Source organism: Actinomycetota bacterium (assembly GCA_028698215.1).
Classification (GTDB): Bacteria; Actinomycetota; Humimicrobiia; order Humimicrobiales; family Humimicrobiaceae; genus Halolacustris.
On record JAQVDY010000001.1, the window covers coordinates 13,388 to 33,558 of the forward strand.

A 20,171-nucleotide genomic window follows, 5' to 3' on the forward strand; every position below is an offset into this window, starting at 1 on the left:
ATTTTTTCTAAACCCTGGAAAGCACCAGCGGCTTTCCATCAGTTATAGCCACCATATCCTCAAAATGACATGAAGTGCTTCCATCCTGGGTCACTACTGTCCATCCATCATCTAAAACCTTTACCGCACTGCGTCCAATATTAAGCATAGGCTCAATAGCCAACACCATTCCCGGCTTAAGCTTAGGGCCTTGTCCGGGAGGCCCGTAATTCAGTATCTGGGGATCTTCATGCATCTTGGTGCCAATACCATGGCCAACAAAATCCTTCACCACTGAAAAGCCGCTCCTCTTGGCCCTCTGTTCTATGCTATGGGATAAATCTGATAGCCTGCGTCCGGCAAAACAATGCTCTATGCTTAAATCCAAAGCTTCCCGGGTAGCTTCCCACAGCTGGCGGGTAACCTCATCCACTTCCCCTATCAGGTAGCTCCGGGCTGCATCCCCAAAATAGCCGTTCAGCTCTACTCCCACATCTATGGAAACCAGGTCCCCTGCTTCTATTTTTCTAGGGCCAGGTATCCCGTGCACTACTTCATGATTTATGGAAGCGCATATACTGCTGGGAAAGGGAATGGAGCTAATCCTCCCCTTATAGCCCTTAAAGGCAGGGATGCCGCCGCTTTTTAAAATAATTTTCTCGGCCAGCTTATCCAAGTGACCGGTAGTCATTCCCGGCTCAACAACCTGTTCAATTTTTAAAAGAACATCTGCCACAATATGGGCAGCCTCCTGCATTTTCTTAATCTCCTGCGGCGATTTGCATATAATCATAAATTAGCCAATATCCTTTCCGTTACCACTTCCGGATCTGCCTCGCCGTCAATATCTATCAATATATTTTTCTGCCGGTAGTACTGTATAAGAGGCTCGGTCTGCTCCCTGTATACATCCAGCCTTTTTTCTATAACCTGCACCTGGTCATCTTCCCTTTTTACCAGTTCCTGGCCGCAATGGGGACAATTAGCCCTGCCTTCCGGCCCCATGGTTGAAACCTGCTTACAACCAGGACACACTCCGCGGCTGGTAAGCCTCCTTATAATCTCCTGGCGGTCTACCGATATATTTATAACCTTCTCCACGGACAAGCCCAACTTCCTGAATTTTTCATCAAGCATCCTGGCCTGGGCCAGGTTCCTGGGAAAACCATCCAGTATGAAACCATCTCTGGCCTGGGGCCTGCTGATTTCCTGCTCTATAATATCTATTATCAACTCATCGGGAACCAGCTTGCCGCTCTCCACATATTCCCTGGCCTGGCAGCCCAGAGGGGAACCAGTCTTTATCTCTTTCCTTAATATATCCCCTGTAGATATATGGGGGACTCCATACTTTTCAGCTATCTTCACTGCCTGGGTTCCCTTACCTGCACCAGGAGGGCCCAATAGTACGGCTATCATTTCAAAAATCCCTCATAATCTCTCATAGTCAGCTGTGACTCCAGCTGTCTCATGGTATCCAAAGCTACACCCACGGCAATAATAATGGAAGTGCCTCCAAACCGGAAGGGCAGCTGGGTATAATTTATCAATATTTCCGGAAGTAAGGCCACTATGGCCAGAAAGATAGCTCCCGGAAGAGTAATCCTGTTAAGTATATTGGTAAGATAATCAGCTGTATTCTTGCCTGGCCTGATACCAGGAATAAAGCCCCCGTATTTTCTTAAATTATCCGCAGTATCCAGGGGATTGAAAGTAATAGCGGTATAAAAATAAGCAAAGAATATAATCAGTAAGGTATAAACTACAGCATAAATGGGATTAAGGCCCCCTTCAGTAGTAGCGCTAAGCGCTGAAGCAATACGCTGAACATAGGGGTTAGGAATAAACTGGGCTATGGTGGCTGGAAACATAAGCACAGACACTGCAAAAATAATAGGCATTACCCCCGACTGGTTAACCTTTAAGGGGATATAAGTACTCTGTCCGCCAAATACTTTCCTTCCTACCACCCGTTTGGCATACTGTACCGGTATCCTTCTTTCTCCCTGCTGTATCATAATAACAGCCATTACCACACCTATTGATACCAGCAAAAAAAGTATGACATAAAGCAAATTGCTGGTACCTTGAAGCCTGAACAAACTAATAAACTGGCCTGGAAGCCTGGATACAATGGAAGCAAAAATGATCAGGGAAATCCCATTCCCAATACCATGGATATTAATCAGTTCACCCAGCCACATGATAACCGTAGTACCAGCGGTAAGGGTTAGTACAATTAAAATCACATGCATAGCATCAAACTTGGGTATGGCACCGTATCCCCTGAAGAAAAAGACCATAGCCACGGATTGGGCTAGAGCCATGCCTGCAGTAAGATACCTGGAAATCTGGTTGATCTTTCTTCTTCCCACTTCGCCCTGCTTGGCCAGCATCTCCAGCTTGGGAATTACCACCTGCAGCAACTGCATAATAATGGTAGCAGTAATATAGGGCATAATACCCAAAGAAAAAACGGCAAACCGGCCCAGGGCACCGCCTGAAAACAAATCCATCATGCCCATAACCCCGGTTTGAACCTGGCTGGTTATAACTGAAGCATCCACTCCAGGAACAGGGAGGGTACCGCCAAAACTGTAAATAGCCAAGATGCCTATAGTAAAAAGGATCTTATTTCTTATCTCCCTTATCCTAAAGGCAGTAATTATGGCTTTAAACATGTTTGATTACCTCCGCTTTGCCCCCTGCTTTTTCAATCTTTTGTTTCGCTGTCTGGCTAAAGCAGTCAGCCTTAACGGTAAAGCTCTTGCTTATCTGGCCATTTCCCAGTATCTTTACCAGCTTGCTGTTCTTAATTAAAAGGCCTGCCTGTTTGAGGGTCTCATAATCTAGAACGCTGTCCTTATCAAAACGCTCCAGATCCCCTACATTTAATATGTTATAAACTTTTTTCCTGGTATTCTTAAAACCCTTAAGGTGAGGAAGCCTTCTCTGCAAAGGCATCTGGCCGCCTTCAAAACCTATTCTGGTCTTTCCCCCTGACCGGGAGAGCTGGCCTTTAGTACCTCTTCCAGAAGTGGTACCATGCCCTGAACCGTTACCCCTGCCTACTCTTTTTTTTGGTTTTAAACTACCTGTTGGCGGTTTTATATCACAAAGTTTCACTTGTATTTACCTCCGATTTAATTAGCTCTCATTTGTTTTATCTGTTCCGGTGTCCTAAGAGACTTTAGCCCGCTTACGGTAGCATTAACAATGCTTAAAGCATTAGGACTGCCCAGAGACTTGGTAAGAACGTTTCTTACCCCTGCCAGCTCCATAACCGCCCTTACCGGACCGCCGGCAATAACACCAGTACCCTCAGAAGCAGGTTTCATAAATACATGTCCCGCCCCGTAACGGCCATCTACCTCATAGGGTATAGTGCCTTCAATCATGGGTACCTTAAACATGTTTTTCTTGGCATTGTTAACACCCTTTCTAATAGCTATGGAAACCTCATTGCCTTTTCCGTAACCTACTCCAACCTTGCCACTCATATCTCCCACAGCTACCAGGGCGCTGAAGCTGAATCTTCTTCCGCCCTTTACTACTTTTGCTACCCTGTTTATCTTTATAACTCTTTCGCTTAATTCATTTGTATTGGCATTATCAGGCACTAAACTTCCTCCTTAAATTCCTTTAAAATTTCAATCCGCCTTTTCTGGCGCCATCAGCCAGAGCTTTTACTCTTCCGTGATACTTGAATTTATTTTTATCAAAAGCAACTTCCGTAATTTTTTTCTCCTTGGCTAATTCTGCCAACTTCTGTCCAGTTCTAAAGCTAATATCTATTTTGCCTTTATCCTCAGGTTTTGCCTCTAAGACCTGGCTGGAAACACCAATTACCGTGTTGCCTGTAGCATCATCGATAATCTGTCCATATATATGTTTGTTGCTTCTGTAAACACAAAGCCTGGGTTTGGCGGACCTGGACTGTATCTTGTGTTTTGACCTTAATTTTCTTCTAAGCCCTTTATCTTTTTTTTCTATCTTTGTCTTCATCCTAACTCCTAAACCTTATTTTCCAGTTCCAGCAGTAATGGCCGCTTTACCCACTTTTTTCCTTACATATTCATTCTCATACCTGATTCCCTTACCCTTATAGGGCTCAGGTTTCCTGATATCCCTGATGTCTGCAGTAATTTTCCCCACCAGCTGTTTATCTATTCCTTTTACCACTATGGTAGTGTTGTCAGGAACCTCAAAAGTTATGCCGGGTATCTGCTCTATTACTACCGGGTTAGAATAACCTACCAATATTTCCAGGTTATTGCCCTTAAGGGAAGCCCTGTAGCCAACCCCTATTATTTTTAAGGTTTTGCTAAAGCCCTGGCTAACTCCTTCTACTACGTTATTTATAAGGCTTCGGTACAAACCGAACTTAGCCATATTTTCCTTGCTCTTGCTCTCCGGCTTCAATACTATCTGGCTGTCTTCCATCTTAACCCCTATACTGGGATTAATATCTATGGAAAGCTGCCCCAACTTGCCTTTAGCAGTAAATTTATCTTTCTTAATATCTACTTCTACGCCCTCCGGTACAGGAATGGGCTTTTTACCAATTCTAGACACTTTACACAACCTCTCTTTCTACCAAATAAAACACAGGACCTCTCCGCCTAAGCCCTCTTTTTTAGCTTGCTGGTCAGTCATTACCCCTTTAGAGGTAGAAAGCACTACCGTACCCAATCCACCCCGTACCTTGGGTATCTCTCTTCTTTTGGCATAATTCCTGAGCCCTGGCTTACTAATCCTTTTTAACCCAGTGATAGCACATCTTCTATCTTTATCATATTTAAGGTATATCCTTATTTCTTCCATGCCTGTCTCTGACTGCCTGGTTTCCTTGCTCTTTATATAGCCCTCCTGCTCCAGGATAGTGGCAATATCCAACTTAAGCTTGGAATAGGGCATATCAACCCTATCTAATTTAGCATTTCCTGCATTTCTAATTCTAGTTAACATATCTGCAACAGGATCTGTAACCGCCATTAAACCTCCTTTATATTACCAGCTGGACTTGGTTAGCCCAGGGATTTTTCCTTCATGCGCCAATTCTCTTAAACATATCCTACATAGACCAAACTTTCTAAAATAACCTCTGCTTCTGCCGCATCTATTGCATCGGCTATATTGTCTGGTACCATATTTTTGCTGTTTTCCCTGTTTTTCTATTAAAGCTTTCTTAGCCAATAAAAACTCCTCCTATAAAACTATTATTTCCTAAAGGGAAACCCAAATTTAGTCAGCAAGCTTAATGCTTCCTGGTCATTCTGGGCAGTTGTATTTATGGTAATGTTCATTCCCCTCACACTTAATACACTGTCGTAATCAATTTCTGGAAATACCAGCTGTTCCCTGATACCCATGGTATAATTTCCTGAACCATCAAAACTTTTGGGAGAAAGCCCCCTGAAATCTCTAACCCTTGGTAAAGCAACATTGAGCAGCCTGTCTAAAAACTCATACATCCTGGCCCCTCTTAAGGTTACCTTGCACCCAATGGGATTACCTTCCCTTACCTTAAAGCCGGCAATAGATTTTCTAGCTTTGGTTATGATTGGTTTCTGGCCGGTAATTTTAGTCAAATCTTCTACCGCCGCTTCCAATTCTTTTATGTTTTCAGTAGCTACGCCTACCCCCATGTTAACGCTGATCTTGGTTACCTTGGGAACCTGCATGATATTCTTATAGCTAAACTCCTTACGGAGCTCATCTACTATCCTGGTTTGGTATTGTTCTTTTAATCTTGGTTTCATTGATCCCACCTTAGCACTCATTTTATATCTGCTCTCCGCACTTTTTACAAACCCTGACCTTTTTCCCTGCTTTGCCCTCCGTGAAACCTATCCTAGCCGGTTTGCCGCACTGAGGACAAATTACTGACACATTGGAAATGTGCAAGGGGCCTTCTTTATTTATAATTCCTCCAGGTTCATTCTGGCCTTTGGATCTAGTATGCCTTTTTATCATATTTAAGCCTTCTACAAAAACCTTGCCCCGCCTGGTATCAACCCGGAGCACCTTGCCGGTCTTACCCCTGTCTTTACCCTGGATTACCTTTACCTTATCATCTTTTTTTATCTTAAGCATATCTATACACTCCTACACTACTTCCGGTGAAAGTGAAATAATTTTCATAAAATTTTTCTCTCTAAGCTCCCGGGCAACCGGCCCAAAAATCCTGGTTCCTCTAGGGTTGTTCTGATTGTCAATAATGACAGCAGCATTATCGTCAAACCTTATATTAGACCCGTCTTTTCGGCGGTAAGACTTTTTGGACCTTACCAAAACAGCCTTTACGATCTCGCTTTTTTTAACCACGCCTCCCGGGATAGCTTCCTTTACGGTAGCCACAAAAACATCGCCTATCTTGGCATACCTTCTCCTGGAACCACCGAGAACCTTTATACACAGTATCTTTCTAGCACCGGTATTATCTGCCACCTTTACCATGGTCTCTGCTTGAATCATTTTATTTACCCTTCTCTACTCAGCTTTCCTAATTATTTCCAGCAAACGCCATCTTTTGGTTTTGCTCAGCGGCCTGGTTTCCATAATCCTAACTATGTCGCCGGTATTGCAGGAATTATCAGGATCCTCTACCTTAAACTTTTTAAATTTCTTCATAATCTTTTTATACAAAGGGTGCTTGTAAAGTGATGCAACCTCCACAACCGCTGTTTTTTCCATCTGGTTGCTAACTACAGTACCTACCCTTGTTTTCCTCTTTCCTCTTTCCAACAATATCCCCCTTATTTACCGCTTTTCTTATTTATGCCTAATTCTTTTTCTCTAATCAGAGTATTTATGGCAGCCACTTCTTTTTTTAAATTCTTAATCCTCATAGGATTTTCCAGTTGTCCCGTGGCTTTCTGAAACTTTAAATTAAAAATAGTTTTTTTAACCTCTGACAGTCTTTTTTCCAGTTCTTCTATGGTCTGTTCCCTTAATTCATTAACTTTCATTTCTCACCCAACACTGCTACTCTTTTATAAATTTGGTGCCAATAGATAATTTATTGGAAGCCAGTCTTATAGCTTCTCTGGCTACTTCTTCACTTACCCCTGACAGTTCAAACATAATCTTGCCAGGTTTGATAACTGCTACCCATTGTTCAGGTGCTCCCTTACCTCCACCCATTCTGGTCTCGGCAGGCTTTTTAGTAATAGGTTTATGGGGAAATACATTAATCCAAACCTTGCCTCCCCTTTTAATGGACCTGGTAAGAGCAATCCTGGCTGCTTCTATCTGCCTGGAGGTAACCCATCCAGGCTCCAATGCCTGCAGCCCATACTCACCAAAAGAAAGCTTTAGGCCTCCCTTGGCCATGCCTTTCATCCTGCCCCTCTGTACTTTTCTATGTTTTACCCTTTTAGGCATCAACATTGGTGACATTTTCTACTCCTAACTTGAAACTTTTTCCTCTTCTTTAATGGTTTCCGTGGGCTTGTTTATCTTTTTCTTTTCTGTTTCAATTTCCTCTTTATCTAGAATCCTATCGCCCAAGTAAATCCAAACTTTAACTCCGATTTTACCGAAAGTAGTATTAGCCTCGGCAAAACCATAATCAATATCTGCCCTTAAGGTATGCAGGGGAACACGGCCTTCACGATACCATTCTGTTCTGGCCATTTCCGCACCGCCCAGGCGCCCTGAACACTGCACCCTGATACCTTTAGCTCCGGCTTTGATAGCCAATGAAACTGCTTTTTTCATGGCTCTCCTGAAGCTAACCCTTCCTAAAAGCTGTGAAGCTATGCTCTCAGCTACCAGCTTGGCTATAAGTTCAGGTTTCTTAATTTCCACTATATTAAGCTGTATGTTACGGTTGGTCTCTTTTTCCAAAAGAGCCCTGATATCATTAATGGTATTTCCCTTTCTTCCAATAACAATACCTGGCTTAGAGGTATATACATCCACCTTTACTTCCTCGGTAGTCCTCTCTATCTCTATTGAAGATATCCCCGCATTTTCCAGCTGTCCATTTATAAGTTTTCTAATATTTAAATCTTCTTTCAGCAGCTGGGCATAATCCTTGGTAGCAAACCATCTAGATTTCCAACCCTTATTTATTGCCAGCCTCAGGCCGTTAGGATTTACTTTTTGGCCCATTATTTTCTACCTCCTCTTGTTTTCCATCAGACACAATTACCGTAATATGAGAAGTTCTTTTTCTAATCCTGGTAGCTCTACCTCTGGCTCTAGGCCTGAACCTCTTCAGGGTAGGACCCTCATTTACATATATTTTAGAAACAAATAAATCATCTTCCTCCATGCCATGATTCTCAGTAGCATTGGCAGCAGCGCTGCTAATGGCTTTCTTAACAATATCGGCGGCCTTCTTAGGAGTAAAAGATAATAAATTTACGGCATCTTCCACCTTTTTATTCCTTACCAAGTCTACCACCAATCTCATCTTCTGCGGTGATATCCTTATAAATTTTTCCACGGCTTTAGCTTCCAACGCTTACTGCCTCCCTAATCAACATTAATAATTAACTATTTCTTCTTAACTGAAGCTACTTTCTCACTCTTGCCCTTAAACACATGGGGCCTGATAGACCTGGTAGGGGCAAACTCTCCCAGTTTATGTCCCACCATGGCTTCAGATACAAATACCGGTATATGCCTCTTGCCATCATGGACGGCTATGGTATGGCCCACCATATCTGGAAATATGGTAGAGCTCCGGGACCAAGTCTTGATAATTTTCTTTTCGCCCTTTTCGTTAAGCTGCTCAACTTTCACTAACAGTTTTGGATCTATAAAAGGTCCTTTCTTTAAAGACCTGGACATACAATTCCTCCTCAGATATTCTTATTTTCTTCTCTTAACAATATATTGATCACTATGCTTATTTTTTTTACGGGTCCTGTAACCCAATGTGGGTTTACCCCATGGAGTTACCGGATCTCTACCCGCGGTTTTATTCTTTCCTTCGCCGCCGCCATGCGGATGATCAATGGGATTCATAGCCGTACCTCTAACTGTAGGCCTTACCCCCAACCATCTTTTTCTGCCTGCTTTTCCCAGCCTTACAATCTCATGTTCAACATTGCCAATCTGCCCGATGGTAGCCCTGCATTTTATACTTACCATTCTTACTTCTCCAGAAGGCAGCTTTATACTGGCATAACCCTCTTCCTTGGCTACCAGCTGAGCTGAACCTCCTGCTGAGCGCACTATTTCCGCTCCCTTGCCTGCCTTAAGCTCAATATTGTGTATAACTGTACCGGTAGGTATATTTTCCAAAGGTAGGCAGTTACCAGGTTTAATATCAGCCTGGGGACCGGATACTACTGTATCTCCTACATTAAGCTTTCTGGGAGCCACGATATATCTTTTTTCACCATCAGCATAATTAAGCAGCGCAATCCTGGCGCTGCGGTTAGGATCATATTCAATAGCGGCTACCTTAGCCGGTATATTATCCTTGTTTCTCTTAAAATCTATTGCCCTGTATAACCTTTTATGCCCACCGCCGGTATGCCTGGTCGTTACCCTGCCATTATTGTTCCTGCCTGACTTCTTATTCAAAGAAGAAGTGAGGGACTTTTCCGGCCGCTTTTTGGTCAGATCCGAAAAATCCGACACGGTAGCCAGTCTTCTGCCCGGTGATGTAGGTTTATATTTTTTTAAAGCCAACTTTATTACCTCCAAAAACTAGTTAAACTGTTTGAAAGAAATCAATCTTATCTTTAGCCCGCAATGTAACTACGGCCTTCTTACCTTTGGCACTTTTGCCCACAGACCTGCCCAGTCTCTTTGGTTTGGGCTTGGTATTAATAGTACTGATATTTAGGACCTTAACCTTAAAAATCTCTTCCACAGCTTTTTTTATCTGGGTTTTGTTAGCCCTAAAATCTACATAGAATGAATACCTGTTTTGCTGTACTACCCCATAACTTTTTTCTGAAACCACAGGGCCTAATATTATATCCCTAGGATCTTGCATTGGTCAACCTCTCCACTAATTCAGTTAATGATTCCCTGGAAAAGACAATACAGTCCGCCACCAGCATCAAATAAGCATTTACAGACCTGGCTGTGGCTATTTCCACATTTTCTATATTGGCAAATGACTTGGCAGTATTACCATCCACCTGGCCTAATACCAGCAGCACCTTGCTATCTCCCAGCTCCAGCTTTTGCAAGATCTGGGCTGCCGTTTTAGTGCTGGGCTTATCAAACTCAAGTTTATCCAGTACTTTTATCCCGCCCTGGTTAAACTTTTCAGAAAGTGCAATCAGCTTGGATTTTTTCAATACTTTCTTATTTAGCTTAAAGGAATAATCTCTGGGCTTAGGCCCGAATACCACTCCCCCGCCTTTCCACAAAGGCGAACGGTTGGTCCCAGCCCTGGCATTTCCAGTACCTTTCTGCCTCCAGGGCTTTCGGCCTCCGCCTCTTACCTCACTTCTGGTCTTGGTGCTATGGGTACCGGACCTCTGTGAAGCCAAAAACCTTCTTACCTCCTGGTACAAAATCTCGTGGTTGGACTCCTGCTTAACCAGCTGGTCATCTATATTTATTTTTTCTATCTCTTTTCCTTCAGCATCTATTACATTCAAGCTAGCCATTATAATCTCCTGTTAATTTTGTTTTTCCAGGTAAACAATATTGCCTTTACTGCCGGGCACGCTTCCCTTCACCAGAATAAGATTCTGTTCTGCCAGTATTTCCACAACCTCTGAACCCTTTATGGTAACCGTGGCATTACCCATTCTGCCCGGCATTTTCTTGCCCTTATGAATACGGGCAGGAGTAGCGCACATACCTACAGACCCTGGAATCCGGTGTGAATGGGAACCATGCGACATTCTTCCCCGATGGAAATTATGCCTTTTGATTACCCCGGCAAAACCCTTACCCTTGGAAGTGCCCCTAATTTTGAGCTTATCTCCCACTTTAAACACAGCATCAGGATCAATGCTGTCTCCAGCTTTAATGTCTACCGCTTCCTGCAGCCTGATTTCCTGGGTATACCTTTTAGGTTCAGCTTTCAGTTTGGAAAATTCACCCTGCTTAGGTTTGTTTACCTTTTTCTTATCTACCTTGCCAAAAGCTACCTTTAAAGCATGGTATCCATCTTTCTCTTTATCTTTTACCTGAAGCACTACACAGGGTTCAGCTTCAATAGCTGTAACATAAACAGCATTGCCGTTATCCTTAAACACCTGTGTGGTACCTATTTTTTTTCCATATATCGCATCTACCATTTTTCCACCACTTTCAAACTTTACAAAAAAGTAGTTATTTTAATCAAATAACCGTATATTGCAACCCGGCTAAGACTTAATCTCTATGTCTACTCCTGCCGGTAAACTCAACCTCATTAAAAGATCCACTGTTTTGGGAGTAGGCTCCAGAATATCTATAAGTCTCTTATGGACCCTGATCTCGAAATGCTCCCTGGAATCCTTATTGACATGAGGAGACCTTATAACGCAATATAGATTTCTCCTGGTAGGCAAAGGAACCGGACCCAAAACCTTGGCTCCTGAATTCTCTGCCGTTTCCACGATCTTTTTTGCAGACTTATCTATAATCTCATGGTCATAAGCCTTTAATTTTATTCTTATTTTCTGCCCGATTTTAGCCGCAGCCACAATTCCTCCTACCTGTCTACTCTATTATCTTGGTAATACTTCCAGCCCCAATGGTCCTGCCGCCTTCACGGATGGCAAACCTTAAGCCCTCTTCCATGGCTATGGGGGCAATAAGCTTTACTTCCATCTGGGTGTTGTCTCCAGGCATTACCATCTCTACCCCTTCACCCAAGTCTATGGACCCGGTAATATCGGTGGTCCTGAAATAGAACTGGGGACGGTAGCCGTTAAAGAAGGGGGTATGCCTTCCGCCTTCTTCCTTGGACAGCACGTACACCTGGGCCTTAAAGTGGGAGTGGGGGGTAATGGAGCCTGGTTTGGCCACTACCTGTCCTCTTTCCACATCGTCTTTTTGCACCCCTCTTAGCAGCAGGCCTACATTGTCTCCTGCCTGGCCTTCGTCTAGAAGTTTTCTAAACATCTCTATTCCGGTTACCACTGTTTTGGTAATGTCGGGATGTATGCCTATTATCTCTACCGGATCCTGCAGTTTTACCTGTCCTCTTTCTATCCTTCCGGTTACTACGGTACCCCTGCCGGTAATGGTAAAGATATCCTCTATGGGCATCAGGAAGGGCTTGTCTATGGCCCTTTCAGGAGTCTTGATGTAGTCGTCAACGGCATCCATCAGCTCCCGGATGGGACCGCAGGCTTCGCATTCCCTGCTGCCGCAGCCGCATTCCCCTGCCTTTAGGGCTGAGCCCTTTACGATGGGTATCTCTTCTCCGGGAAACTCGTATTCGGTAAGCAGGTCCCTTACTTCCATCTCTACCAGCTCAATCAGCTCAGGATCGTCTACCATGTCGGTTTTGTTTAAGAACACCACGATGTAGGGAACCCCTACCTGACGGGCTAAAAGTATATGCTCCCTGGTCTGGGGCATGGGGCCGTCAGCGGCGCTTACCACCAGTATGGCCCCGTCCATCTGGGCGGCACCGGTAATCATGTTTTTGACATAGTCGGCGTGCCCGGGGCAGTCCACGTGGGCATAATGCCTTTTTTCGGTCTCATACTCTACATGGGCAATAGCTATGGTAATGCCACGCTCTTTTTCCTCAGGGGCGTTGTCTATGGAGTCAAAGGTCCTCTGGTCTACAGGAAGCCCTGCCCCCTTAAGGCATAAGGTAATAGCGGCGGTAAGGGTGGTTTTACCGTGGTCTACGTGCCCTATGGTCCCGATATTTATGTGTGGTTTGGTTCTTTCAAATTTTTGTTTAGCCATTTTTATAAATCCTTTCTATTATGGGATTAAACTTAAATTAATATATATTCAAAGCCTTATACTGCTATACTTGTTCCCCTGCTCTTGTTAATAATTTCATCCGAAATATTAGCCGGAACCGGCTCATATTTTAAGAACTGCATGGTAAAAGTGGCTCTTCCCTGGGTCTTGGACCTCAAATCGGTAGCATAGCCAAACATATTAGCCAAAGGAACCTCACATTCTATAACCCTGGTATTGCTCCTCAGATTAACCTGGACAATACGTCCCCTACGGGAATTAATGTCTCCGATAACCTCGCCCATAAATTCATCAGGGGTTACCACTTCCACATCCATGATAGGCTCCAACATCACCGGTCCGCATTTTTTCATAGCATCCCTGAAAGCTTTGGAAGCAGCTATCCTGTAAGCCAAATCAGAAGAATCCACATCATGGTAGGAACCGTCCAGCAGAACTGCCTTAACATCCACTACCGGATAGCCAGCCAGCTCGCCGCTCTGCATTGCATCCTCTATACCGCGTTTAATTGACGGTATAAATTCATTAGGTATGGCTCCGCCCTTGATTTTGTCTTCAAACTCAAAGCCCTTACCATATTCATTGGGACTAAACTTGACAATAACATGTCCATACTGGCCCCGGCCGCCGCTCTGCCTTATATATTTTCCTTCTATCTGGGCTTCCTTGGTAATAGTTTCCCGGTAGGAAACCTGCGGCCTACCCACATTAGCATCTACTCCATACTCTCTCAGAAGGCGGTCCACTATAATTTCTAAGTGAAGCTCGCCCATACCTTCAATAATGGTCTGCCCGGTTTCAGCATCAGTGCCCACCCTGAAAGTGGGGTCTTCATCCGAAAGCTTCCTTAATGCCTTGCCCAGCTTTTCCTGGTCTACCTTGGTCTTGGGCTCTATGGCTATAGACAGCACAGGCTCCGGGAAAGTTATGTTCTCATATTTTATAGGATGCTGTACATCACAGATGGTATCTCCGGTTTTAACCTGTTTTAAGCCCACTACTGCTACTATGTCACCGCAGTATACTTCATCTCTTTCTTCCCTGCGGTTGGCATGCATCTGGAGCAGTTTGCCTATTCTCTCTTTTTTGCCATTTTCGGCATTAAGCACCTGGGATCCTGTGGCAAGGGTTCCGGAATATATCCTGACATAAGCCAGCTTGCCTACAAAAGGATCAGTCATTATCTTAAATACCAGGCCCGAGAAAGGTGAGTTATCATCAATATCGCGATATATTTCTTCTCCTGTTTCCAAATCCAGGCCCTTGGGCTGAGGCACCTCCAGCGGGGAAGGCAGATAATCCAGTACTGCATCCAGCAGAGGCTGGACACCCTTGTTTTTAAATGCAGACCCGCATAATACCGGTATGGCCTGCATGTTCAAAGTAATATCCCTTATAGCCTCCTTGATTTCGGCTTCAGAGATTTCCATATTCTCCACATACTTAGTTAAAATTTCATCATTGAAATTGGAGATATTCTCTATCATTTCCTGCCGGTACTTGTTGGCCTCCTCTACCATATCTTCCGGTATATCCTCAAATTCAAACTTCATGCCCATTTCATCTTTATAGATGATGGCCTTCATGCTTACCAGGTCTATGAGACCGGTAAAATTATCTTCACTGCCTATGGGGATCTGCACCGGGACAGGGTTGGCATTTAGCCTGGTTTTAATCATCTCCATTACATAGAAGAAGTCAGCTCCAGTCCTGTCCATCTTATTTACAAAGGCAATCCTGGGTACATTGTATTTTACAGCCTGCCTCCATACTGTTTCTGACTGGGGCTCTACCCCGCCTACCGCACAAAAGACAGCAATCATGCCGTCCAGTACCCTTAGCGACCTCTCCACCTCTACTGTGAAATCAACATGGCCCGGAGTATCGATTATATTTATCCGGTGGTCCTTCCAGAAACAGGTAGTAGCGGCAGAAGTAATGGTAATGCCCCTTTCCTGCTCCTGGACCATCCAGTCCATAACCGCAGCTCCATCATGCACTTCACCTATCTTGTATGTTTTTCCAGTATAATAGAGGATACGCTCACTGGTAGTAGTTTTACCCGCATCTATATGAGCAGTAATCCCTATATTTCTTGTATTCTTTAACGATACTTGCCTAGCCATAAAATAATCACCCTATAATTACCATCTGTAATGGGCAAAAGCCTTATTGGCTTCTGCCATCTTATGCAAATCTTCTTTTTTCTTCACACTGTTGCCTGTATTGCTGGCACCATCCAATATCTCTGCAGCCAGCCTTTCAGCCATACTTTTTTCCCTTCTTTTTCTGGCAAAACCTACAATCCACCTGATAGACAGGGTAAGGGCCCTATCCGACTGTACCTCTATAGGCACCTGGTAGGTAGCTCCTCCTACCCTTCGGGGTTTTACTTCCAGTATGGGCCTTACATTTTCCAGGCATTTATCCAAAATCTCTAAAGGATTTTCCTTGGTTTTATCCTCCAATATCTTCAAGCTTCCATAAACTATTTTCTCAGCAGTACTCTTTTTTCCTCCCAATAGAATCTTGCTTATAAGCTTGGCTACTATCCTACTCTTGTACATAGGATCGACCTTATTTGCTTTTCTCTTAGTTGCTGTACCTTTTCTAGCCATTAATATACTCCTTAAACCTTACTTTGGTTTCTTTGCCCCATACCTTGAACGGGCTGATTTTCTTCCTTCTACGCCTGCTGTATCCAGAGCGCCTCTTACTACCTTGTAACGCACGCCCGGCAAGTCCTTTACCCTGCCGCCTCTTACCAGCACAATGGAGTGCTCCTGCAGGTTATGCCCTATTCCGGGTATATAAGCGGTAACTTCAACCCCATTGGTCAACCTAACCCTGGCTACTTTCCTGAGGGCAGAGTTGGGCTTCTTGGGGGTAGTAGTATAAACTCTTACACAAACACCCCTTCTTAAAGGGTTGTCCTGCAAAGCAGGAGTCTTCCTCTTTTTGCTTATATTTTTTCTACCTTTTCTTACTAACTGATTAATCGTAGGCATAAAACCTTACCTTTATCTTAAATTTAACAAATAACTATAATAATCCAGTTTTTATTTGAATTTACTCTCCACATATATTTGGAGGCACGAAAAAAAAATTTATCATTATCAATATAAAATGTCAATAATTAATTGATTAAATTGCCATTCTACCCTTATTATTTATATATTTATCTCTATATTTTCCGTATTGTCCTCCTCATTGTTCTGAACCACTTCTATCTGGCCCTCATCTTCTTCTTCATAACCAGGGTATATAAGCTCAATGTTTCTATACCTGTTCATCCCTGTTCCTGCCGGAATAGACTTTCCAAGTATCACATTTTCCTTTAACCCTGACAGATAGTCAACCTTGTTCTCCAGGGCAGCATCAGTCAGCACCCTGGTAGTTTCCTGGAACGAAGCTGCCGCCAGGAAGCTGTCTGTAGCCAGGGAAGCCTTGGTTATTCCCATCAAATTGGGAGAAGCGGTCGCAGTAGCTTTCATCTGGGCAGAAAGTTCCTTGTTTACCTTCTTATGCTGCAGCCCATCTACCAGCTGTCCGGGTAGAAAATCACTGTCTCCCGGCTCAGTTATAGTAACTTTTTTAAGCATCTGCCTGGAAATAACCTCGATATGCTTATCATTTATGTCTACTCCCTGAGACTTATAAACATTCTGTATTTCCCTTATCAGGTACTGCTCACAGGCCTTGCTGCCGCTAACCCTTAAAATGTCATGAGGGTTTTTCGGTCCTTCAGTAATCTGTTCACCAGCATGTATTTTTTCTCCTGAATTTATCCTTAATTTGGTTCGGGTAGAAACCTGATAGGTTTTTTCTGACTTGCCGTCATCTCCCTTAATAGTAACCATCCTGAATTTGCTGTCAATATCTTCTATTTCTACCTTGCCGCTGATATCAGCAATAAAGGCATGCTCTTTGGGCCTTCTGGCCTCAAACAGCTCTACTACCCGGGGCAAACCACTGGTAATATCAATGCCTTCAAAGGTTTTCTCATGCTTGTGCACATGAGTCTTCCTCTTGGCGGTCATCATCAGCTTGGCAAATACTTCACCCTCATCCACATTTATATTCTTATTAAGGATCAATATTTCACCCTTAGGTATGATAACATCTACAATATCTCCCCTCTCCATCTGTACCTGGAATATTAACTTATGGGGAATATGTTCAATATTTACTTCCATGGTAGCCTTACCCTGCTGGGTAAAATCCTTCTTGGTCAGCTTAAGCTCTTTTAGCATCTGGTCAGTTAACAGTATTTTTCCTGTAACCGGAGACTTGATCTGTCTCTGTATAACAGTAGAGGCTACCCCTCCTGTATGGAAAGTACGCATGGTAAGCTGGGTGCCCGGCTCCCCGATAGACTGGGCGGCAATAATACCTACTGCTTCCCCTATCTCTACTATTTTGCCTGTAGCCAGGTCCCTGCCGTAGCACTGCTGGCAGATCCCATTTTCACTTTCACAAGTCAAGGGTGAACGCACCCTTATGCTCTCGATATTAGCCCGGATAAGTTTTCCTAAATGCTTTTCAGTAATCTCTTCTCCCACCTTGATAATATTTTTCTTGCTGGTGGGGTTATCCTTATCTTCCAGGCAAATCCTTCCAATAAGGTTGGTATTGGGCTCACCTTCCAGGGTAAGTACAAACAAATTAATGCCTTCCTCGGTACCGCAGTCAGCTTCCCTGATCATGGTATCCTGGGCCACATCTACCAATCTACGGGTTAAGTATCCTGAGTCGGCAGTCCTTAAAGCAGTATCTGCCAGACCCTGCCTGGCCCCGTGGGTAGACAGGAAATATTCAATAACGGTCAGTCCTTCCCTGAAGTTGGATTTAATGGGCCGGTCTATAATATCGCCACGGGCATTAGCTACCAGGCCCCGCATACCGGCCAGCTGCCTCAGCTGCTTGATATTACCACGGGCTCCGGAGGTGGCCATCATGTACACCGGGTTGAACTTGCTAAAGTTCTTTTCCATGGCTTCAGCCACTTTTTCATTGGCCTGGGACCATATCTGTATAACCCTCTGGTGTCTTTCAAACTCGGTAATCAGTCCCTGACTGTAGTAGCTTTCTATCTTTTCAATTTTTTCCTCTACTTTTTTTAATATATCTGCCTTTTCCTGGGGCACAGTAATATCATCGATACCTATGGTTAACCCTGAACGGGTAGAATATTTAAAACCGTGCTCCTTTATATTGTCTAAAATCTGGCATACAACTTCATTGGGATAAATGCTGATAACCTCAGATATAATGGATATGAGCGCCTTTTTATCCACTTCCTTGTTTATGAAGGGATAATCATCAGGCAACAGGTTGTTAAAGATTACCCGGCCCAAAGTAGTTTTTACCTTTTTATCCCCCAGGTTTACCACTATAGGGGTATGGAGGGTTATAAAGCCGTAATCATAATCAAGATAAGCGCTGTCCCTATCAGCATAATACTTCTTGGCTTCCTTTAGGTCTTCCCTTTCTGAAGTAAGGTAGTATATGCCCAGTACCATATCCTGGGTAGGGGTAACTATAGGCTCTCCGCTGGCAGGGGAGAGCAGGTTCTTAGATGCCAGCATCAGCATGATAGCTTCTGCCCTGGCTTCATTAGACAATGGTACATGAACCGCCATCTGGTCTCCGTCAAAGTCGGCATTAAAGGGAGGGCAAACCAGGGGATGAACCTGTATGGCTTTGCCTTCTACCAAAATAGGCATGAAAGCCTGTATACCAAGCCGGTGAAGGGTAGGAGCCCTGTTAAGCAGCACGGGATGGTTCTTGATTACATCCTCTAAAATATCCCATACTTCATTGGTTCCCCTATCTACCATAGACCTGGCATTCTTGATGTTCTGGGCAAATCCCTCATCTACCAGCCTCTTCATCACGAAGGGCTTAAACAGCTCCAGGGCAATCTCCTTGGGAAGCCCGCATTGGTACAGCTTAAGATTGGGATTTACTACAATAACCGAACGGCCGGAGTAATCCACCCTTTTACCTAAAAGATTCTGTCTGAACCTTCCCTGCTTTCCCTTGAGCATATCGCTTATGGATTTTAGGGGCCTATTTCCGGCTCCCAATACTGCCCTGCCTCTTCTTCCATTATCAAACAGGGCATCCACTGCTTCCTGCAGCATCCTCTTTTCATTATTAACAATTATTTCAGGAGCTCCCAGCTCCAATAGTTTTTTCAGCCGGTTGTTTCTATTTATAACCCTTCGGTACAGGTCATTTAAATCAGAGGTGGCAAACCTGCCGCCGTCCAGCTGTACCATGGGCCTTAAGTCCGGAGGTATAACCGGAAGCACATCCAAAACCATATATTCCGGCTTATTGTCAGAGCCGATAAAAGCAGAAATTATCTTAAGCCTTTTTATGGCCCTGCTTCTTTTCTGGCCTTTTGAATTTTTTATAATGTCTTTTAGTTCCTCTGCTTCCTTTTCGCAGTCAATCCTGGACAAAAGATCCCTTACCGCTTCTGCGCCCATTCCGCCGGAAAAATAATCGCTGTAGATTTCCTGCATTTTCTTAAATAGAGCCTCATCAGAAACCAGCATCTTTTCTTCCAGGTTAAAGAAGAAAGTGTGAGCCCGGTCAATCAGCTCCACTTCTTCGGAATATATTTCCTCTTCTTCTACCAGCAATGACTCTGTTTCCTTATTTATCTTTTCTATCTTGGCCTCTATATCTTCCATGCCGCCCATATTTTCGTCTATTGCTTTTAGCTCTTCCGCATCCTCTACATTTTGATACTTTTCTGTAATTTCATCACGGTTTATGGCCAAATCTTCTTTCCTCAAAATATGAAGCTCTTCCGCCTGCTTTATGGCTTCCAGGTGAAGCTGGTCCAATTTATCCTTTTCTTTTTCAATTCTCTCTTTGTCTATAAAAGTCACTATATAGGAGTCAAAGTAAAGCACCTTTTCCAGATCCTTGGGACTTAAGTCCAGGATATAGCCCATCCGGCTGGGCACTCCCTTAAAGAACCATATGTGGGATACGGGACAGGCCAGTTCAATATGGCCCATTCTTTCCCTTCTTACATTGGACCTGGTAACCTCTACCCCGCACCTTTCACAGATAATACCTTTAAACCTTACCCTCTTGTATTTTCCGCAATAGCATTCCCAGTCCTTGGTAGGCCCGAAAATCCTCTCGCAGAAAAGTCCGTCCTTTTCAGGTTTTAAAGTACGGTAATTAATTGTTTCCGGCTTTTTAACTTCACCATTAGACCATGACCTTATCTTTTCTGATGAAGCAAGCCCTATCCTTATTGCATCAAAATTATTTACATCTATATTTATAGCCATGTATTAAATCCTCCC

27 protein-coding genes and 1 pseudogene are annotated in these 20,171 nt (G+C 43.7%); all 28 read right to left on the bottom strand.

Annotation, left to right across the window (positions count from 1 at the left end):
• Positions 1-7: 7 nt before the first annotated feature.
• The 28 genes and pseudogenes from map to PHN32_00240 all read right to left on the bottom strand — a co-directional run bounded on the left by map (position 8) and on the right by PHN32_00240 (position 20,156).
• Positions 8-772 carry a type I methionyl aminopeptidase gene (gene map / locus PHN32_00105; protein MDD3776000.1) on the bottom strand — a complete coding sequence of 255 codons (765 nt, stop codon included), beginning with the start codon at positions 770-772 and terminating at the stop codon, positions 8-10.
• Positions 769-1,398, bottom strand: coding sequence for an adenylate kinase (locus tag PHN32_00110; GenBank protein ID MDD3776001.1), 630 nt, complete (start codon positions 1,396-1,398; stop codon positions 769-771). Before PHN32_00110 ends, map begins: the two co-directional genes overlap by 4 nt.
• The gene (gene secY, locus PHN32_00115) at positions 1,395-2,660 is read right to left on the bottom strand and encodes a preprotein translocase subunit SecY (protein ID MDD3776002.1); all 1,266 of its coding nucleotides are present in this window, start codon (positions 2,658-2,660) and stop codon (positions 1,395-1,397) included. Before secY ends, PHN32_00110 begins: the two co-directional genes overlap by 4 nt.
• Positions 2,653-3,105, bottom strand: coding sequence for a 50S ribosomal protein L15 (gene rplO / locus PHN32_00120; protein ID MDD3776003.1), 453 nt, complete (start codon positions 3,103-3,105; stop codon positions 2,653-2,655). The genes secY and rplO overlap by 8 nt, the downstream gene beginning before the upstream one ends.
• A 17-nt stretch (positions 3,106-3,122) precedes the next feature.
• A complete protein-coding gene (gene rpsE, locus PHN32_00125; protein ID MDD3776004.1) occupies positions 3,123-3,599 on the bottom strand; it encodes a 30S ribosomal protein S5 in 477 nt (158 codons plus the stop codon).
• Between the two features lie 22 nt (positions 3,600-3,621).
• Positions 3,622-3,984 (bottom strand): 50S ribosomal protein L18, encoded by a 363-nt coding sequence (gene rplR / locus PHN32_00130; protein ID MDD3776005.1) that lies wholly within the window; start codon positions 3,982-3,984, stop codon positions 3,622-3,624.
• A 15-nt stretch (positions 3,985-3,999) separates the two neighbouring features.
• Positions 4,000-4,554, bottom strand: a complete 555-nt coding sequence (gene rplF / locus PHN32_00135) for a 50S ribosomal protein L6 (GenBank protein MDD3776006.1) — start codon at positions 4,552-4,554, stop codon at positions 4,000-4,002.
• An 18-nt stretch (positions 4,555-4,572) separates the two neighbouring features.
• On the bottom strand, positions 4,573-4,974 hold the full coding sequence (gene rpsH, locus PHN32_00140; protein MDD3776007.1) for a 30S ribosomal protein S8: 402 nt from the start codon (positions 4,972-4,974) through the stop codon (positions 4,573-4,575).
• A gap of 15 nt (positions 4,975-4,989) precedes the next feature.
• Positions 4,990-5,175 carry a type Z 30S ribosomal protein S14 gene (locus PHN32_00145; protein ID MDD3776008.1) on the bottom strand — a complete coding sequence of 62 codons (186 nt, stop codon included), beginning with the start codon at positions 5,173-5,175 and terminating at the stop codon, positions 4,990-4,992.
• Between the two features lie 23 nt (positions 5,176-5,198).
• Positions 5,199-5,741, bottom strand: coding sequence for a 50S ribosomal protein L5 (gene rplE / locus PHN32_00150; protein ID MDD3776009.1), 543 nt, complete (start codon positions 5,739-5,741; stop codon positions 5,199-5,201).
• 22 nt (positions 5,742-5,763) lie between these two features.
• The gene (gene rplX / locus PHN32_00155; GenBank protein ID MDD3776010.1) at positions 5,764-6,075 is read right to left on the bottom strand and encodes a 50S ribosomal protein L24; all 312 of its coding nucleotides are present in this window, start codon (positions 6,073-6,075) and stop codon (positions 5,764-5,766) included.
• Between the two features lie 12 nt (positions 6,076-6,087).
• The gene (gene rplN / locus PHN32_00160) at positions 6,088-6,456 is read right to left on the bottom strand and encodes a 50S ribosomal protein L14 (protein MDD3776011.1); all 369 of its coding nucleotides are present in this window, start codon (positions 6,454-6,456) and stop codon (positions 6,088-6,090) included.
• 15 nt (positions 6,457-6,471) lie between these two features.
• On the bottom strand, positions 6,472-6,726 hold the full coding sequence (gene rpsQ, locus PHN32_00165) for a 30S ribosomal protein S17 (protein MDD3776012.1): 255 nt from the start codon (positions 6,724-6,726) through the stop codon (positions 6,472-6,474).
• Between the two features lie 11 nt (positions 6,727-6,737).
• On the bottom strand, positions 6,738-6,950 hold the full coding sequence (rpmC, locus tag PHN32_00170) for a 50S ribosomal protein L29 (GenBank protein ID MDD3776013.1): 213 nt from the start codon (positions 6,948-6,950) through the stop codon (positions 6,738-6,740).
• Positions 6,951-6,966: 16 nt separating this feature from the next.
• Positions 6,967-7,371 (bottom strand): 50S ribosomal protein L16, encoded by a 405-nt coding sequence (rplP, locus tag PHN32_00175; GenBank protein ID MDD3776014.1) that lies wholly within the window; start codon positions 7,369-7,371, stop codon positions 6,967-6,969.
• A gap of 111 nt (positions 7,372-7,482) precedes the next feature.
• A pseudogene (gene rpsC / locus PHN32_00180) lies at positions 7,483-8,097 on the bottom strand (30S ribosomal protein S3).
• Positions 8,075-8,449: a 50S ribosomal protein L22 gene (gene rplV, locus PHN32_00185; protein MDD3776015.1), complete on the bottom strand. Its 375-nt coding sequence runs from the start codon at positions 8,447-8,449 to the stop codon at positions 8,075-8,077. The pseudogene rpsC and the gene rplV overlap by 23 nt, the downstream one beginning before the upstream one ends.
• Before the next feature lie 35 nt (positions 8,450-8,484).
• Positions 8,485-8,781 carry a 30S ribosomal protein S19 gene (gene rpsS, locus PHN32_00190; GenBank protein MDD3776016.1) on the bottom strand — a complete coding sequence of 99 codons (297 nt, stop codon included), beginning with the start codon at positions 8,779-8,781 and terminating at the stop codon, positions 8,485-8,487.
• A 21-nt stretch (positions 8,782-8,802) separates the two neighbouring features.
• Entirely contained in the window at positions 8,803-9,630 is an 828-nt protein-coding gene (gene rplB / locus PHN32_00195; GenBank protein ID MDD3776017.1) for a 50S ribosomal protein L2, read from the bottom strand.
• Between the two features lie 22 nt (positions 9,631-9,652).
• The gene (rplW, locus tag PHN32_00200; protein MDD3776018.1) at positions 9,653-9,940 is read right to left on the bottom strand and encodes a 50S ribosomal protein L23; all 288 of its coding nucleotides are present in this window, start codon (positions 9,938-9,940) and stop codon (positions 9,653-9,655) included.
• Positions 9,927-10,565 carry a 50S ribosomal protein L4 gene (gene rplD / locus PHN32_00205; GenBank protein MDD3776019.1) on the bottom strand — a complete coding sequence of 213 codons (639 nt, stop codon included), beginning with the start codon at positions 10,563-10,565 and terminating at the stop codon, positions 9,927-9,929. Before rplD ends, rplW begins: the two co-directional genes overlap by 14 nt.
• A gap of 12 nt (positions 10,566-10,577) precedes the next feature.
• Positions 10,578-11,204, bottom strand: coding sequence for a 50S ribosomal protein L3 (gene rplC / locus PHN32_00210; protein MDD3776020.1), 627 nt, complete (start codon positions 11,202-11,204; stop codon positions 10,578-10,580).
• 69 nt (positions 11,205-11,273) lie between these two features.
• The gene (gene rpsJ, locus PHN32_00215) at positions 11,274-11,579 is read right to left on the bottom strand and encodes a 30S ribosomal protein S10 (GenBank protein MDD3776021.1); all 306 of its coding nucleotides are present in this window, start codon (positions 11,577-11,579) and stop codon (positions 11,274-11,276) included.
• Positions 11,580-11,610: 31 nt separating this feature from the next.
• Entirely contained in the window at positions 11,611-12,816 is a 1,206-nt protein-coding gene (gene tuf / locus PHN32_00220) for an elongation factor Tu (GenBank protein MDD3776022.1), read from the bottom strand.
• Between the two features lie 56 nt (positions 12,817-12,872).
• Complete coding sequence (gene fusA / locus PHN32_00225; protein ID MDD3776023.1) at positions 12,873-14,963, bottom strand: elongation factor G; 2,091 nt, start codon at positions 14,961-14,963, stop codon at positions 12,873-12,875.
• An 18-nt stretch (positions 14,964-14,981) separates the two neighbouring features.
• On the bottom strand, positions 14,982-15,455 hold the full coding sequence (rpsG, locus tag PHN32_00230) for a 30S ribosomal protein S7 (GenBank protein ID MDD3776024.1): 474 nt from the start codon (positions 15,453-15,455) through the stop codon (positions 14,982-14,984).
• 18 nt (positions 15,456-15,473) lie between these two features.
• On the bottom strand, positions 15,474-15,845 hold the full coding sequence (gene rpsL, locus PHN32_00235) for a 30S ribosomal protein S12 (protein MDD3776025.1): 372 nt from the start codon (positions 15,843-15,845) through the stop codon (positions 15,474-15,476).
• Between the two features lie 162 nt (positions 15,846-16,007).
• Positions 16,008-20,156, bottom strand: coding sequence for a DNA-directed RNA polymerase subunit beta' (locus tag PHN32_00240; GenBank protein MDD3776026.1), 4,149 nt, complete (start codon positions 20,154-20,156; stop codon positions 16,008-16,010).
• Positions 20,157-20,171: the final 15 nt, after the last annotated feature.

Coding starts and splice junctions, on each gene's coding strand:
- map (MDD3776000.1), bottom strand. CDS start 772: ATGATTATATGCAAATCGCCGCAGGAGATTAAGAAAATGCAGGAGGCT.
- PHN32_00110 (MDD3776001.1), bottom strand. CDS start 1,398: ATGATAGCCGTACTATTGGGCCCTCCTGGTGCAGGTAAGGGAACCCAG.
- secY (MDD3776002.1), bottom strand. CDS start 2,660: ATGTTTAAAGCCATAATTACTGCCTTTAGGATAAGGGAGATAAGAAAT.
- rplR (MDD3776005.1), bottom strand. CDS start 3,984: ATGAAGACAAAGATAGAAAAAAAAGATAAAGGGCTTAGAAGAAAATTA.
- rpsH (MDD3776007.1), bottom strand. CDS start 4,974: ATGGCGGTTACAGATCCTGTTGCAGATATGTTAACTAGAATTAGAAAT.
- rplE (MDD3776009.1), bottom strand. CDS start 5,741: ATGAAACCAAGATTAAAAGAACAATACCAAACCAGGATAGTAGATGAG.
- rplX (MDD3776010.1), bottom strand. CDS start 6,075: ATGCTTAAGATAAAAAAAGATGATAAGGTAAAGGTAATCCAGGGTAAA.
- rplN (MDD3776011.1), bottom strand. CDS start 6,456: ATGATTCAAGCAGAGACCATGGTAAAGGTGGCAGATAATACCGGTGCT.
- rpmC (MDD3776013.1), bottom strand. CDS start 6,950: ATGAAAGTTAATGAATTAAGGGAACAGACCATAGAAGAACTGGAAAAA.
- rplP (MDD3776014.1), bottom strand. CDS start 7,371: ATGTTGATGCCTAAAAGGGTAAAACATAGAAAAGTACAGAGGGGCAGG.
- rpsS (MDD3776016.1), bottom strand. CDS start 8,781: ATGTCCAGGTCTTTAAAGAAAGGACCTTTTATAGATCCAAAACTGTTA.
- rplW (MDD3776018.1), bottom strand. CDS start 9,940: ATGCAAGATCCTAGGGATATAATATTAGGCCCTGTGGTTTCAGAAAAA.
- rplD (MDD3776019.1), bottom strand. CDS start 10,565: ATGGCTAGCTTGAATGTAATAGATGCTGAAGGAAAAGAGATAGAAAAA.
- rplC (MDD3776020.1), bottom strand. CDS start 11,204: ATGGTAGATGCGATATATGGAAAAAAAATAGGTACCACACAGGTGTTT.
- tuf (MDD3776022.1), bottom strand. CDS start 12,816: ATGGCTAAACAAAAATTTGAAAGAACCAAACCACACATAAATATCGGG.
- fusA (MDD3776023.1), bottom strand. CDS start 14,963: ATGGCTAGGCAAGTATCGTTAAAGAATACAAGAAATATAGGGATTACT.
- rpsG (MDD3776024.1), bottom strand. CDS start 15,455: ATGGCTAGAAAAGGTACAGCAACTAAGAGAAAAGCAAATAAGGTCGAT.
- rpsL (MDD3776025.1), bottom strand. CDS start 15,845: ATGCCTACGATTAATCAGTTAGTAAGAAAAGGTAGAAAAAATATAAGC.
- PHN32_00240 (MDD3776026.1), bottom strand. CDS start 20,156: ATGGCTATAAATATAGATGTAAATAATTTTGATGCAATAAGGATAGGG.